General features: G+C 68.4%; 13 protein-coding genes. 5 read left to right on the forward strand and 8 right to left on the reverse strand.

Features of this window, described 5'->3' with window-relative positions:
• Together INQ43_RS11255 and INQ43_RS11260 are read left to right on the forward strand one after the other, a co-directional pair.
• Positions 1 to 882, forward strand: coding sequence for a thiol:disulfide interchange protein DsbA/DsbL (locus INQ43_RS11255; protein ID WP_228062508.1), 882 nt, complete (start codon positions 1 to 3; stop codon positions 880 to 882).
• A gap of 106 nt (positions 883 to 988) precedes the next feature.
• Complete coding sequence (locus tag INQ43_RS11260) at positions 989 to 1,726, forward strand: endonuclease/exonuclease/phosphatase family protein (protein ID WP_194035878.1); 738 nt, start codon at positions 989 to 991, stop codon at positions 1,724 to 1,726.
• Between the two features lie 84 nt (positions 1,727 to 1,810).
• On the opposite strand, the gene INQ43_RS11265 is transcribed toward INQ43_RS11260, so the two are convergent.
• Both INQ43_RS11265 and INQ43_RS11270 read right to left on the reverse strand, forming a co-directional pair.
• On the reverse strand, positions 1,811 to 4,735 hold the full coding sequence (locus tag INQ43_RS11265) for a TonB-dependent receptor (protein ID WP_194036511.1): 2,925 nt from the start codon (positions 4,733 to 4,735) through the stop codon (positions 1,811 to 1,813).
• Between the two features lie 141 nt (positions 4,736 to 4,876).
• Positions 4,877 to 5,683 (reverse strand): sulfite exporter TauE/SafE family protein, encoded by an 807-nt coding sequence (locus INQ43_RS11270; RefSeq protein ID WP_194037678.1) that lies wholly within the window; start codon positions 5,681 to 5,683, stop codon positions 4,877 to 4,879.
• Positions 5,684 to 5,817: 134 nt separating this feature from the next.
• Between INQ43_RS11270 and INQ43_RS11275 the strand changes: the two genes are divergently transcribed.
• Together INQ43_RS11275 and INQ43_RS11280 are read left to right on the forward strand one after the other, a co-directional pair.
• Positions 5,818 to 7,860 (forward strand): transglycosylase SLT domain-containing protein, encoded by a 2,043-nt coding sequence (locus tag INQ43_RS11275; RefSeq protein WP_194036512.1) that lies wholly within the window; start codon positions 5,818 to 5,820, stop codon positions 7,858 to 7,860.
• Positions 7,861 to 7,897: 37 nt separating this feature from the next.
• Positions 7,898 to 9,124: a multifunctional CCA addition/repair protein gene (locus tag INQ43_RS11280; RefSeq protein WP_194036513.1), complete on the forward strand. Its 1,227-nt coding sequence runs from the start codon at positions 7,898 to 7,900 to the stop codon at positions 9,122 to 9,124.
• A gap of 31 nt (positions 9,125 to 9,155) precedes the next feature.
• Here INQ43_RS11280 and INQ43_RS11285 read toward each other — a convergent pair whose 3' ends face one another.
• Together INQ43_RS11285 and INQ43_RS11290 are read right to left on the reverse strand one after the other, a co-directional pair.
• Positions 9,156 to 9,572, reverse strand: coding sequence for a VanZ family protein (locus INQ43_RS11285; RefSeq protein WP_228062509.1), 417 nt, complete (start codon positions 9,570 to 9,572; stop codon positions 9,156 to 9,158).
• Positions 9,569 to 10,783 (reverse strand): SAM-dependent methyltransferase, encoded by a 1,215-nt coding sequence (locus tag INQ43_RS11290; RefSeq protein WP_228062510.1) that lies wholly within the window; start codon positions 10,781 to 10,783, stop codon positions 9,569 to 9,571. Before INQ43_RS11290 ends, INQ43_RS11285 begins: the two co-directional genes overlap by 4 nt.
• A 56-nt stretch (positions 10,784 to 10,839) precedes the next feature.
• On the opposite strand from INQ43_RS11290, the gene INQ43_RS11295 reads away from it, so the two are divergent.
• Positions 10,840 to 11,619: a pteridine reductase gene (locus INQ43_RS11295; RefSeq protein ID WP_194036515.1), complete on the forward strand. Its 780-nt coding sequence runs from the start codon at positions 10,840 to 10,842 to the stop codon at positions 11,617 to 11,619.
• A 6-nt stretch (positions 11,620 to 11,625) separates the two neighbouring features.
• Here the strand turns inward: INQ43_RS11295 and INQ43_RS11300 are convergent, their stop codons facing one another.
• The 4 genes from INQ43_RS11300 to folB all read right to left on the reverse strand — a co-directional run bounded on the left by INQ43_RS11300 (position 11,626) and on the right by folB (position 14,158).
• Positions 11,626 to 11,820: a hypothetical protein gene (locus tag INQ43_RS11300; protein ID WP_194034368.1), complete on the reverse strand. Its 195-nt coding sequence runs from the start codon at positions 11,818 to 11,820 to the stop codon at positions 11,626 to 11,628.
• A gap of 70 nt (positions 11,821 to 11,890) precedes the next feature.
• The gene (gene folK / locus INQ43_RS11305; protein ID WP_228062511.1) at positions 11,891 to 12,391 is read right to left on the reverse strand and encodes a 2-amino-4-hydroxy-6-hydroxymethyldihydropteridine diphosphokinase; all 501 of its coding nucleotides are present in this window, start codon (positions 12,389 to 12,391) and stop codon (positions 11,891 to 11,893) included.
• Between the two features lie 13 nt (positions 12,392 to 12,404).
• Complete coding sequence (locus INQ43_RS11310) at positions 12,405 to 13,796, reverse strand: mechanosensitive ion channel domain-containing protein (protein WP_194036517.1); 1,392 nt, start codon at positions 13,794 to 13,796, stop codon at positions 12,405 to 12,407.
• Positions 13,793 to 14,158, reverse strand: coding sequence for a dihydroneopterin aldolase (gene folB, locus INQ43_RS11315; protein ID WP_194036518.1), 366 nt, complete (start codon positions 14,156 to 14,158; stop codon positions 13,793 to 13,795). The genes INQ43_RS11310 and folB overlap by 4 nt, the downstream gene beginning before the upstream one ends.
• Positions 14,159 to 14,248: the final 90 nt, after the last annotated feature.

A 14,248-nucleotide genomic window follows, 5' to 3' on the forward strand; every position in this document is an offset into this window, starting at 1 on the left:
ATGACCTTGTTGCCCCGCTTCGGCTTGACCCTTGCAGCCGTGCTTGCCCTTGCGGCCTGCTCATCGGAGGCGCCGACCAGCGCCACGCAGGATGTCGCGCCAGCGTCCACCGACGCGCAGACGGTTGGCGACCCGGCTCCGTCCGTGGCCGCAGATCGTCCGGCTCCGGATGATGCCGGGGTCGCGACTGCGGGTGATCAGCTCAGCGGGTCGGAAACACTGGTGCGCACGCCCGGCCCGATCGTCGCTCCCGAAGGTCCCGCTCCGGTCGCCGGCGTGGACTACGTGGAGATTCCCAACGGACAGCCCTTCCAGCCGGGCAGCAACAAGATCGAAGTGGTGGAGGTATTCGGCTACACCTGCCCCGCCTGTGCCGGCTTCGAGCCATTGGTAACCGCTTGGGCAGCCAAGCTGCCCGAGGACGTGCAGTTCACGCCGCTGGCGGCGCCGTTCGGCGGTTACTGGGACCCCTTCGCGAAGGCCTTCTACGCCGCGCAAGCCAATGGACTGCTGGCGCAGAGCCACGACGCGATGTTCAACGCCATCCATCTTGAGCGCAGCCTGCCGCCGGACGCGAAGGAAGACCGGATTGCGCAGTTCTACAGCCGCTTTGGCGCCGACCCCAAGCAGTTCGCGAACACCATGGCCAGCTTCAGCGTCAAGGCGAAGATGGGCCGCGCACTCAAGTTCATGCAGCGCTCCGGTGTCGAGTCCACCCCGAATCTCGTGGTCGACGGCAAGTACCGCATCACTGGCAAGAGCTGGGAGCAGAACCTCAGCATCGCCGAGCACCTGATCGCCGCCGAGCGGGCTGCCAAGGCCGCCCCGACGACGGACGCCGCCCCAGCCGCCGACGACGCAGCTGCGGACGACCAGGGCTGATTTGCCGCGCGCCCTGCCCGCCATGCCTGCTTCCGAGCACAATCCGCGTGTAGACCAGGGCGCCACCGACGGCGCGGGTCCGCCGACGGGCTCGCGCCGGCTGCGCCTGCTCAGCGCGAACATCCAGGCCGGATCGAGCACTCGGGGCTACCACGACTATGTGGCGCGCAGCTGGTCGCACGTGCTGCCTGCCGGCAACAAGCGCGGCAGCCTTGACCTGATCGCGAAGCTGGCGGGCCAGTACGACATCGTCGGCCTCAACGAGGCGGATCCGGGAAGCCTGCGTTCGGGCTTCACCAACCAGACCGAGTACCTGGCGCGGCACGGCGGCTTCGACTACTGGAGCCACCAGCCCAACCGGCGCATGGCCGGGGTCGCCTCAAGCGCCAACGGCCTGTTGAGCAAGCTGCAGCCGATCGAGGTCACCGACCACTCGCTGCCCGGCCGCATCTCCGGACGTGGCGTGCTGCTTGCACGCTTCGGTGAGGGCGCCGACGGCCTGGTGGTCGCCATCGCCCATCTGTCGCTGGGTGCCAACTCGCGCAGCGCCCAGCTGGGCTTCATCGCCGAGCTGCTGCAGGACCACCGCCACGCCGTCCTGATGGGCGACTTCAACTGCGCGGTCGAGCGACCGGAGATGCAGGCGCTGTTCCGCAACACCCGGCTGCAACCGCCAAGCTGCGCGGTGCCCACCTTCCCCAGCTGGCAGCCACAGCGCGCGATCGACCACATCCTGATCAGCAGTGACCTGGGCTGCTCGGGCGCCCAGGCGATGCCCGCCGCACAGTCGGACCACCTCGCGCTGTCCCTTGAACTCGACGTGCCGGACACGGCGCTGCGCTGAGTCGCTGTCGCGCTGGCGACCATCAAATCCTTCCGACGAAGCGACAGCGACCGGTTGTCCCGGCCGCGGTCGCATTGCACGGGGTCAGAATCTCAGGTCGGCACGCAGATAGAAATAACGGCCGCCCGGGATGTCGTAGGTCGACGCGTCATAGCCGTTGAGCGAGCACGACAGGCAGATCGGCGGATCCTTGTCGGCGAGGTTGTTGACGCCTGCGGTCAGCTGCAGGCCCTGCTGCCAGTCGAAGCGGTAGCCAACCTGCAGGTCGTTGTAGGTGGTGGCGGGCAGGGTGTTGGTGCCGGCGGTCGGATTGCTGCACACCGCAAAGGCGACCGCATCCCCGCATTCCTCCTTCAGCTCACTGATGTGGCGCACGCTCCATGAGGCGTTCCATTGGTCGCGGCGCCAATCCAGCCGGGCCGTCGAAGTCCAGTCAGGGATCGCGCTGTCATTGACCTCGATCCCCACGGCCCGCGGCTGCACCTGCCCGGCGGCACCGACTGCCTGGTAACGGGTGACCAGCGTGTTCTGCCAGGACAGCTTGAACCGCCCGGCCGCCGTCTCCGGCAACGACCAGAAGAGGTTGGCATCCCATCCGTCGGTCTTGATTGAGCCAAGATTGGTGAGCCGGTTGCTGAAACTGTTGATGCCGCCGATCGAGGAGCGGGTGATGCCATCGCAGTACAGCGGGTCCAGGGTCTGCACGCACAGGTCCAGCTGGGTCTGCGCGTCGATGGCCTGCACCGCGCCCTCCAGGCTGTGGCGATAGTAGGTCAGTTCCAGGTCGAGCCGGTCCGACCAGGAGGCGCCGCTGGCGAATCCTGGGCTGAACACCAGCCCGGTGGTAAAGCTGCGCGCGGTTTCCGGCTCCAGGTCGCGGTTGCCGCCGGTGGTGACCGAGATCTGGCTGTTGGCCTGCACCGCGCCGGTGGGCACGCCCAGCGCGGCGCAGTTGGCAGGATTGCCTTGCGGCGCGCTGCCATCCAGGCCGATCAGGCACGGATCGCTGATCTGCAGGTCGGCGCGGCTGGCCGAGCCGAACAGCTCGCCGATGGATGGCGCCCGGAACCCCTCGGCATAGGTCGCGCGCAGCAGCAGCTCGTCGGCGACCTGCCAGCGCAGTCCGTACTTGGGCGTGAACTGGCTGCCAAAGGTCGAGTAGTCCGAGTAGCGTCCGGCCAGGCTCAGCTCCAGGCTCTTGCCGAAGGTATCGGGCTTGAGCAGCGGCACGTTGAGTTCGACATACGCCTCGCTGACGTTGTAGTCCCCCGACGTCGGCAGCGATGGCACTCCGTTGTAGAAACCCGCGACCGTCAGCGCGTCGGGCTGGTAGGACCCCTCGTAGCGGCGGTGTTCGGCGCCAGCGGCGAAGGAAAGCGGACCCGCCCACAGCTCCGCCAGATCGCCAGAGATATTGGCGCTGAACACGTCCAGCGTCTGCTCACTGCGATCACGCACCACCGGCTGGATCCAGGCCAGCATGTCCGGGGTCAGCGTGCCCGGCCCGCCAAACACGTTCAGCGGCACGCAGCCTGCGGTCGCCGCGCAGACCGCCGGGTCACCCAGAGCGATGGCGATGTTGCGGATGTCGTAACTGCCGTAGTTGGTCTGGCGCGCCTCGTTCTTGGCGGTGGAGACGTTGGCGTCCCAGAACCACGAGCGGTCGCCGGCGTCCAACCGGCCCTCCAGCCCGGCAGCGAAGTAACGCGTCTCGACGTTCTGCTCGTAGACGCGCGGTCCGCCCTCGACCGGGCGCCGGCCGATCATGACCAGGTTGATGTCGTTCTGCGGCGTGTTGGGATCATCCACCGAGACCAGGTCGAAGCCGAACGGGTTGTACGGATTGGCCGCCGACACGAACATGCCGTCGGCATACGCGTTGCCGGTACCCGCATCGGCGCCCAGGAACAGCGGCTCCGGCGCAGCCTGGTTGACCGACTCGCGCCGGTTCGCCAGCACCTTCGCGTAGGCCTGCACCCTGTCGTTGAAGTAGAAACGGTACTGGCCGAACACGCCGGTGCGCGTGGACGGCGTCAGCAGCATGTTGTATTCGGCGAAGTTGAACCGGTCGGCGGTCGCAAAGCAGTGGAACCCGTCGGTGCGGTCGCAGCCGATCTGCGCCGGGTCGTAGAACGGGTCGTTGTCGCCCTGGTTGGGCGTGAGGTCGAGCTCGGCGCCGGTGTTGGGGTCGATCAGGATGAATCGCCCGCGCGGCGTACCCGAGCTGCCAAAGGTCAGCCCGGTGCCCGGGGTGGGAAAGCGCGACTGCTCGCGGGTGCTGGCGTAGATCGGGTCCTGCTCCACGCGGCTGGCGCCGATGAAGAAATTGCTGCGCTCGGTGTTCATGCCCCAGGCCAGGTCCAGCCCCTTCTGGGTGCCGTCGCCCTTGCCGTACTGGCCGTAGTTCAGGGTCACCTGCCCACCGTCGAAATCACGCCGGGTGATGATGTTGACCACGCCGGCGATCGCGTCGGAGCCATACAGCGAGGAGGCGCCGTCCTCGAGCACATCGATGCGCTCCACCAGCGCCAGCGGGATCGTGTTCAGGTCGGTTGTTGCGCCGACCCCCGACGCGGAGGACTCGTTGACCCAGCGCACGCCGTCGACCAGCACCAGCACCCGCTTGGCGCCCAGGTTGCGCAGGTCGACCTGGGCTGAGCCGGCACCCACGCCGTCGCCATTGGGCGAGAAACCGAAGTTGCCCGAGGAATTGAACTTGGTGTTGAGCGCCGAACCCGAGCCGGTCAGCGACTGCAGAATGTCGCCCACCGAGGTCAGGCCGGTGCGGTCGATGTCCTCTCGGGTAAGGGTCTGCACCGGCGTCTGGCTTTCAATCTCCGCCTTGCGGATGCGGGTACCGGTGACCTGGACACTGTCCAGGGTGGTCGCGCTGCGGCCGTCCTGCTGGCCGTTGGCGGTTTGCGGTTGCTGCGCGGCGGCGGGCAGCGACGCGCCCAACAGGCACAGCGCGACAGCGGCCACCAGCGGGTGGCGACAAGGTGCGTTCATCGACTTCTCTCTCCCTAAGAATGTTTCGAAGCGCCACACCCCTGTCTGCGACGAGGCACTGTTGTAAACAATCCCGGGGCCGGCCACAAGCCGCACAGCTTTCCGCCCGAACCTGTATAGATGACCGAGAGGTGTCCAAGCTCAAATTGCGCCGGTCACCAGCAGGCTCACGGCCACCACCACCAGGAAAACGGCGAATATCCGCTTCAGCGCGTCGCCATGCAGGCGATGTGCCAGCCGCGTGCCCAGCGGCGCGGCAAAGATCGAGGCGATGGCCACGCCGATCGCCGCCGGCAGATAGACATAGCCCATGGCATGCGCGGGCAAGGCCCCGGCCGGCGCGTGCATCGCATAACCCACCGCGCTGGCGAATCCGATCGCCACGCCGCACGCCGACGAGGTACCGACCGCGCGCACCGGCGCAACGCCGCGCCACACCAGCAGCGGCACCGTCATGCTGCCGCCGCCGATCCCGACCACTGCCGACAGCGCGCCGATGCCGCCGCCGGCGGCGAGGATGGGCCAACCTCGCGGCGCCGGCTGCCCGGTCGCGCCTCCCTGTCGCGGACGGCCGAACTGCAGTTGCGCCGCCGCCAGCAGGCAGTAGCCGGCGACGATCCAGCGCAGCACGTCGTCACCGATCTGGACCGCCGCCCCGCTGCCCAGCCAGCCACCCACCAACAGCCCCGGCACCATCCACGCCACCGTCGGCCACAACACACTGCCGCGACGCGCGTGGGCGCGGGCGGACGCCGCCGCGGTAAGGATGATGCTGGCCAGCGAACTGGCCAGGGCGGCGTGCATCGCCGCTTCCGGCGGGACGCCCATCAGCGGCAACAGCCACACCAGCGCCGCCACCAGCACCAGTCCACCGCCGACGCCCAACAGACCTGCAAGCACACCCACCACCACGCCCAACAGGGGGAACAACAGCCACCACGCGCTCATCGCAATTCCCGTCATCAAGTGCCGATAGTGGAACACAGCCGGGCCGTGGACCCGGTCGGTTCGCCTCCGGTGGCAAGAGCCGGATGGGCATGTGCGGCCCGTGGAGTTCATTGACGCTCGGATATAGTCGGCGGATGCGATCCAACGCCCTGCTCCTGCCCGTGCTTCTCGCCGCGCTCGCGATTCCATCCGCCGCGTTCACCCAATCGAGCGCCACCGCCGGCCGGCCCGGGGGTGGGCTGGCAGGTTCGGCCCGCTCTGTCGCCACGCCACCTGGCGCGGTCCAGGTTGATCTGCAACGCGAACGCATCGCCAATGCGATTGCGGAGGCTGAGCGCGGTCAGTTCAATGCCGCCCAGTACGCCGACCTGTCCGGCCACCCCCTGTTCCCGTGGGTGGAGTACGCGGCGATCGCGCGCGACATCAATACGCTGCCGCAGTCGCGCGCCGAGGCATTCCTCAAGCAGCACCAGGGCACCGCCGTCGCCGGGGTGTTCCGCCAGGCGTGGCTGGCTGCCAGCGACCGTCGCGACGATCCATCCGCCGTGCTTTCGGCGTGGAGCGAGGACATCAAGAGCACGGCCCTGCGCTGCGCGTGGCTGGATGCGCGCCACGCGCTGGGCCGGGTGGACACCGACTGGACGCAGCAGGCGCAGGCAGTCTGGACCAGCACCGGCAAGTCCCTGCCCGATGCCTGCGACCCCGTGTTTGCCACCCTGGAGAGCCGCGGCGAGCTGCCCCCGTCGCTGCGCTGGCAACGACTGGAGCTGGCCGCCGAGGAATGGGACGGCGGGGTCATGCGCGCGATTGCCCGCGGCCTGCCGGCCGCCGAGCGTGGCCTGGCGGAGGACTACGCGGCGTTCATCGACACTCCCCATGCACGCGCCCTGCAATGGCCCAAGACCGACCGCAGCCGCCGCGTCGCCTCGCAGGGGCTGGCCAAGCTGGGCAAAGCCGACCCGGATCGGGCCGAGTCACTGCTGCCGCAGTACGCCAGCGCGCTGAATTTCAGCGAGGCCGATCGCGGCCGCGTGCTGTACCAGATCGCCCTGTGGACGGTGGCGTCCTACCTGCCCGATTCGGCGCGCCGCCTGAACGCGGTGCCCGCGGCCAGTTACGACCCGCGCCTGCATGAGTGGCGCGTGCGCGAGGCGCTGTCGCGCCCGGACTGGCCCGCGGCGCTGGCCGCAATCCGCAAGATGGGCGCTGAGCAGCGAAACGACTCGCGCTACACCTATTTCGAGGCCCGCCTGGCCGAGCTGGGCGGCGACAAGGCCACCGCGCAAGCGAAGTACCGCGAGGCCGCGCGCTTCCCCGAATTCCACGGGTTCCTCGCCGCCGACCGCATCGACCAGCCTTACGCGCTGTGTCCGGCCACCGTCCAGGCCGATCCAGCCACACGCGCCGCGGTGGCGGCCAACCCGGCGCTGCAGCGCGCGATCGGCCTGCACCTGCTCGGCCGCAGCGGCTGGGCGGCGAAGGAATGGGCCGACGCGGTGGCAGGTTTCAACGACACCCAGCGCCAGGTCGCGGTGCAGATCGGGCAGGCCAACGGCTGGTTCGACCGCGCCGTGTTCTGGCTGGGCAAGGCGCCCGGGGAGCTGCAGCTTTACGACATGCGCTTTCCGCTGCACCACGACACGACGATCCGTCGCGAAGCGGCGCGCAACAATATCGATCCTGCCTGGGTCGCAGCGGAGATCCGTGCCGAGAGCATCTTCAATCCGAAGGCGCGCTCGGGGGCGAATGCGATGGGCCTGATGCAGGTCCTGCCGACCACCGGCGAAGCGGTCGCGCGACGCATCGGCCGCGGCTGGGGCGGCGCTTCCAGCCTGTACGACCCGGACACCAACATCGTCCTGGGCACCGCCTACCTGCGCCAGATGCTGGATCAGTACGGCGGCAAGCCCTACTTCGCCATCGCCGGCTACAACGCCGGCCCCGCACCGCTGACGCGCTGGCAGACCCAGCGTCCGAACATGGACGCGGACTTCTGGATCGAGACCATCAGCTACAAGGAAACCCGCGAATACGTTGCCCGCGTGCTCGCCTTCAGCGTGATCTACGACTGGCGCCTGGACGGCGATGCCCTGCGCCTGAACGATCGCATGCACGGTCGCACCAACGCAGCGCGCAAGCCGTTCGCGTGCCCCGCGCCTGCGGCGGGACGGTCATGAGCCGGGGGTCGGCACGGCGTGCGCAAGTGGTGAGCCGGTGAATATCTACCTGGTCGGCGGCGCGGTGCGCGACCGCCTGCTCGGGCTGCAGCCTGGCGACCGCGACTGGGTGGTGGTCGGTGAGACTCAGGCGTCGATGGAATCGGCCGGCTTCAAACCGGTCGGCCGCGACTTCCCGGTGTTCCTGCATCCCGACACCGGCGAGGAGCACGCACTGGCGCGCACCGAACGCAAATCCGGGCGTGGCTACCGCGGCTTTGTGGTCGACGCCGATCCATCGGTGTCGCTGGAGGAGGACCTGGGCCGGCGCGATTTCACCATCAACGCCATCGCCCAGGATGCCCACGGTGGACTGGTCGATCCGCACGGCGGCGCCGCCGACATCCAGGCGCGGGTGTTGCGCCACGTCGGTCCGGCATTCGTGGAAGACCCGCTGCGGGTGCTGCGCGCGGCGCGCTTCATGGCCCGTTTCGCCCCGTTGGGATTCACCGTCGCTCCCGAGACGATGGCCCTGATGCTGGAGATCACCGCCTCCGGCGAGCTGGCCGAACTGGTGCCCGAGCGCGTGTGGCAGGAACTGCGCCGCGCCCTTGCCAGCCAGCGCCCTTCCGCGTTCCTGCGCACCCTGCACGAGGCCGGCGCACTGGCGGTCGTGCTGCCGGAAGTCGAGGCGCTGTATGGCGTCCCGCAACGGGCCGAGTTCCACCCCGAGATCGATACCGGCGTGCACGTCGAGCTGGTGTGCGACATGGCGGCCCGGCTGGCGCCCGGTGACGAGCTGATCGGGTTTGCCGCCCTCACCCACGACCTGGGCAAAGCGCTGACGCCCGCGCATGTGCTGCCGCGCCATATCGGCCACGAGCAGGCCGGCATTGCGCCGCTGCGGGCGCTGTGCGAGCGCCTGAAAGTCCCCACCGAGCACCACCAGCTGGCCGTCATCGCCTGCCGCGAGCACCTCAACGTGCACCGTTTCGACGAGCTTCGCGCCAGCACCGTGGTGACCCTGATCGAGCGCTGCGACGGCTTCCGCAAACCGGGCCGGATCGACCAGCTCGCGACCGTCTGCGAGGCCGACAAGCGCGGCCGCACCGGCCATGCCGACGACCCCTACCCCCAGGGCGACAGCCTGCGCGCAGCCCACGCCGCGGCACGGGCGGTGCGCACCGACGCCCTTCGGGAAGGCCTTAGCGGTCCGGCGATCGGCAAAGCGATGCGCGAGGCCCGGATCGCCGCGGTGGCCGCCGCGACCGGCAAGCGCACCTAGCTTCCTGCCGTCCCGCGTTCGCGTAGCCGGCTTACGGGAGACGCGCGTCCAGCCGCTGCAACCACCGCGCAACCGGTGTCGCCGACAGCAGCAGGCCGGCCAGCACGCCCAGCGAATTGGCCAGCGCATCGGCCACGTCGCCCATCCGGTCCGTGGTCATGCTGGCCTGGGCGAATTCCAGGCCGATGCCGAACGCGATGATGACCAGCGCCATAAGCGCCTGGGTGCGCATCCGCGCGAACAACAAAACCGCGCCCGCTGCAAGCACGCCATAGCCGAGAAAGTGCTGCACCTTGTCGAAGCCGGAAATATCCACCGGCGGCAGGTCATCGGGGGACATCAGCGAACCGACCGCCACCAGCACGAACAGCAGCAGCCACAGCGAGAGCCACAGCCACGGCCGCCGGAACGGCCGCATCAACGGCAGACGCTGCGGCGTCGCGGTCACAGACGGAAACTCAGGTCGCCGGCGAGGAAGGCGGCACCGAATTCAACGTCCTTCTCGAAGCCCATGACCTGGAACCGCTCGCCCATCTCGCTGGGCAGGGTCAGCCGCTTGACCTCGTTGATCCGCTGCTGGCGCAGCGCATCGTCCTTGATCGACTCGATGCGCTCCAGCACGCCTGCCATGCCGTTGCCCAGCAGGAAGCTGGCCTGGCTGCAGTAACCGGCAAAATCGAAACCGGCCGCATCCCCCGCTTCGGCCAGCGCGGTGAAATCCACCGACGCGGTGATGTCCTGCAGCCCCGGCCAGAGCAGCGGATCGGCGTGCATGCGGTGACGGTAGTAGGCGCGCAGGGTGCCGTCGCTGCGTTCGAGCTGGTAGTACTCGCCGCGCGGATAGCCGTAGTCGACGAACAGCATCGCCCCCCGGCGCAGTCCGCCGGCGACCGCCTGGATCCAGTACGGCAGTTGCGGCAACACCTCCGAGCGGTAGCCGTCGGGCAACGGCTCCTGCAGGCGCAGGCCGACATGATGCACGGCGCTGGCGAGGAACGCGTCGGCCAGGCGCAGTTCGCGGGCGAACCCCTGCGCGGTCGCCACCACGTGCTCCTCGTGCACCTGCCCGTCCTGCAGCACAAAGCGCGGCGTCGGCAAGGCATCGATCACCTCGTTGGCAAACACCACGCCGTCCCAGTCATCATCGAAGGGGGCGTCCAGCCACTCCACCAGGTCGAAGACGGGCCCGATCAGCGTCTCACGCAGCCGTTCGCGCTGGCGCTCGCGCAGCTGCGCGCTGGGCTCCAGGATGGCGTAGCGGTCGGGAAGCGCGTCCAGCTCCAGCAATCGCTTCAGGGCGACCTCGGCGAATGCGCCGGTACCGCCGCCCAACTCGAGGATGCGCGCCTCCGGCCCGCATTGCTGGATGACCGGTGCAAGTGATTCGGTCACGCAGGCGGCGAAGATCGGCCCCAGCTCCGGGGCGGTGATGAAGTCGCCCTCGGCGCCGAACTTGCTCGCCCCGGCGCTGTAATAACCCAGCGCGGGGGCGTACAGGGCCAGCTCCATGAAGCGGGAAAACGGGATCGCCCCGCCGTTGTCGGCAATCTGCTGCTCGATGACGGCCTGCAGCTGCGCGCTGTGGGCGAGCGCTTCGGCGGCCGGTGGCGGGAGGTCGAACGGGTTGGGAGAGGCGTGGCTCACTGGGGTCGCTCGCATTGGCATTGCGGTGGGCAGTCGAGCAGGATAACGACTTGTGCCTTAAGGAATCCGCCATGTCCCGCCCCGTCGCCCTGGTCACCGGCAGCGCCAAACGCATTGGCGCGCAGATCGCCCGCACCCTGCACGCCGCCGGATACGACCTGGCGCTGCACTACCGCAGCTCTCGCACCGAGATGCAGGCGCTGGCGGCCGAATTGGAGGCGGCGCGTCCCGGCAGCACCCTGATCGTGCAAGCCGACCTGGCCGATTTCGACCGGCTGCCGGAAATGATCGCCCGCACCGTCGGCCGCTTCGGGCGGCTGGACGGTCTGGTCAACAACGCCTCAGGCTTCACCCCGACGCCGATCGGCAAGGCGACGCCGCAGCAGTGGGACACGCTGTTTGCCAGCAACGCGCGCGCGCCGTTTTTCCTCGCCCAGGCCGCCGCACCGCATCTGGCGGTCCACGGCGGCGCGATCGTCAACATGATCGATATCTACGCCGAACGCCCGCTGGCTGGCCACACGATCTACTGCATGGCCAAGGCCGCGCTGCTCATGGCGACCCGCTCGCTGGCCGTCGAGCTCGGACCGCAGGTGCGGGTCAATGCCGTTGCCCCCGGCGCAATCCTGTGGCCGCACTACGCCACCGCCGAGGACCCCGCGGCCGCCGCGCACGGATCCCAAATCCCGCCCGCCACGGCGGACCAGGCGGAAAAACTGGCACGCACGCCCCTGCAGCGCACGGGCACCCCGGCCGAGGTGGCCGAGGCAGTGCGATGGTTGCTGCAGGATGCGAGCTATTGCACCGGCCAGGTCGTGCACGTGGACGGCGGCCGGATGCTCGCCGGCTGAGGCAGGCTACTCGCCCGCAGATGCCTCGGCGCGGCGACGCAGTTCGTACTCCTTCGCTTCTTCCCCGCCTTCGTCGTTGCGGATCTGCCGGCGCAGGAACAGGTGGATGCCCAGCGGCACCATCACCAGCAGGAAGATGGAGCCGCCCAGGGACAGCCAGCCCACGGGCTTGGTCAACAGTTCAACCAGGATCGGATGCATCGCGCGCCTCCTTGTGGCGGTGTCGATGCGTCCATCGTGCCCTATTGCGGCGCGGCGATCTTGAGCGCGATCAAATCCCGACGGCGTCGTCGAGTGACACGGTGGGCAGTGCCATGTCGCGCTCGGGATGGATGTCCCACAACTGTGCGAGGGTGCGGCCGTCGCCAGGCACCACAACATCGGGGGCGATGTCCGCCAGCGGACGCAGCACGAAGGCGTGTTGCAGGTCTGGCCGCGGGATGCGCAGGTTGCCGGGACCCGACAGCACGCAGTCATCGAACAGGACGATGTCGATGTCCAGGGTGCGATCGCCGAACCGCGGCCCGCTGCGATCGCGCTGGTGCGTGTCCTCCAGCGCGTGCAGCCAGTCGTGCAGGGCCACCGGGTCAAGCTGGGTTTCGATCACCGCCGCGGCGTTGAGGAAATCACTGCCCTCGAACCCCACAGCGCGGGTGCGGTACACCGGCGAGAGGACCATGTCACCAAAACGCTCTTGCAGTTCCTGAACCGCGCGGCGCAAGTGCAGCACCGGTTCCAGGTTGCTGCCCAGGCTGAGGTAGGCGCGCCTCACGCCGGCGCTCCGGTCATGATTCCAGGTCGTCCGATGTGCCGGCGGACGGGCGCTCTGCTCGCGGCGCGCCACCGCCCTGATCCGTGGCGGATTGGTCACCCCCATCGGGCTTGTCGAGCTTCGTGCCGCTGCCCGGATCGATCGCATCCAGCGTCTGCGACTGCCGGCCAGTCACCAGCGCTGATACGTCCGCGCCGCTGGGCGCCTGGTACAGGCGCAGGCCGAACTCGGGCAGCATCGCGATCAGGTGGTCGAAGATGTCCGACTGGGTGTTCTCGTACACCGCCCAGGCCACGCTGTTGGTGAAGCAATAGAGCTCCAGCGGCAGGCCGGTTGCACCCGGCTCCAGCTGTCGCACCAGCAGGGTCATGTCCTGGTGGATGCCCGGATGCGCGCGCAGGTAGTGATAGACATACGCGCGGAAGGTGCCGATGTTGGTCACCCGGCGGGTGTTGACAGGGTCCTTGCCCTTGGCCAGCAGGTTCTCGTTGTAGGCCTCCAGCTCGTGGCGCTTGTCGTCCAGGTACTCGTCGATCAGGGCGATCCGGCGCAGGCGGGAACGCTCTTCCGGCTCCAGGAAGCGCACCGAGGACTGGTCGATCAGCAGCGACCGCTTGATCCGGCGCCCACCGGACTCCTGCATGCCGCGCCAGTTCTTGAAGCTGTCGCTGATCAGCCGGTAGGTGGGAATCGTGGTGACGGTCTTGTCCCAGTTCTGCACCTTGACCGTGTTCAGGGCCATGTCGATCACGTCGCCATCGGCCTGCAGGGCGGGCATCTCGATCCAGTCGCCCACCCGCAGCATGTCGTTGTTGGCCAGCTGGATGCTCGCGACCAGCGACAGGATGGTGTCCTTGAACACCAGCAGCACCACCGCGCTCATCGCGCCGAAGCCCGACAGCAACAGCAGCGGCGAGCGGTCGATCAGGGTGGCGATGATGACCACCACCGCGAATACATACACCACCAGCTTGACCACCTGCAGGTAGCCCTTGATCGGCCGTTCGTTGGCGCGGCTGCTGCCGGTCACATACAGCTGGTTGACCGCATCGAGCACGTGGCTGATGGCCAGTGCGATGGTCAGCGCGACGAATGCCAGGGCGACATTGCGCACCACCGTCTCGACCCCGGCCGGCAAGTCGGTGATGGCGGCGATGCCGCTGGCGATGATCAGCGCCGGGACGATGTTGGCCAGCCGCGCGAGTACCTTGGGCGACATCAGCGCGTCGTCCCAGCGCATGGGCGTCGCTTTCACCACCCGGGTGACGACCCGGACCAGGATCATCCGGGTCAGCCAGTTGGCCAGCCACGCAGCCATCGCCAGGCCGGCCAGCTGCAAAACGGTGAACGTGTAGGGGTATGCCTCGAGAGGCTCCAGGAACGACAAGTCGGTGAGCGGAGTCATCGCGCCAGCATAGCGGCCGAGCGTTCGATCATCACGCCCACCGAGCGCGCGCCACGTACCGCGCCGGGCTTGCCCAGTTTCAGGCGCACATGGGCGACGCCGAACTCTTCCAGGATCAGGGCCGCAACGCGCTCGGCCAACGTCTCCACCAGGCCGAATTCGGACTCGCCCACGTAGGCAATGATCCGCTTGCTGACCGCCTTGTAATTAAGGGTGTCCGCAATCGCATCGGTCGCGGCGGGAATCCGGTTGTCGAAGGCCATCTCGACGTCGAACACCAGCGGCTGGCGGATCCGGCGCTCCCAGTCATAGATGCCGATCAAGGCCTCCACTTCCAGTCCTTCGATGAATACCTTGTCCATTTCCGGTTACCTGTGTGTCGTGAAGGGCGCGACTGAAGCGCGCGAGTGAAAGGTGAATAAGAGGGCGTCGCCAGGAATCGTGGGGTCTGC

It is taken from the genome of Lysobacter sp. H23M47 (genome assembly GCF_015209765.1).
GTDB classification, from domain to species: domain Bacteria; phylum Pseudomonadota; class Gammaproteobacteria; order Xanthomonadales; family Xanthomonadaceae; genus Novilysobacter; species Novilysobacter avium.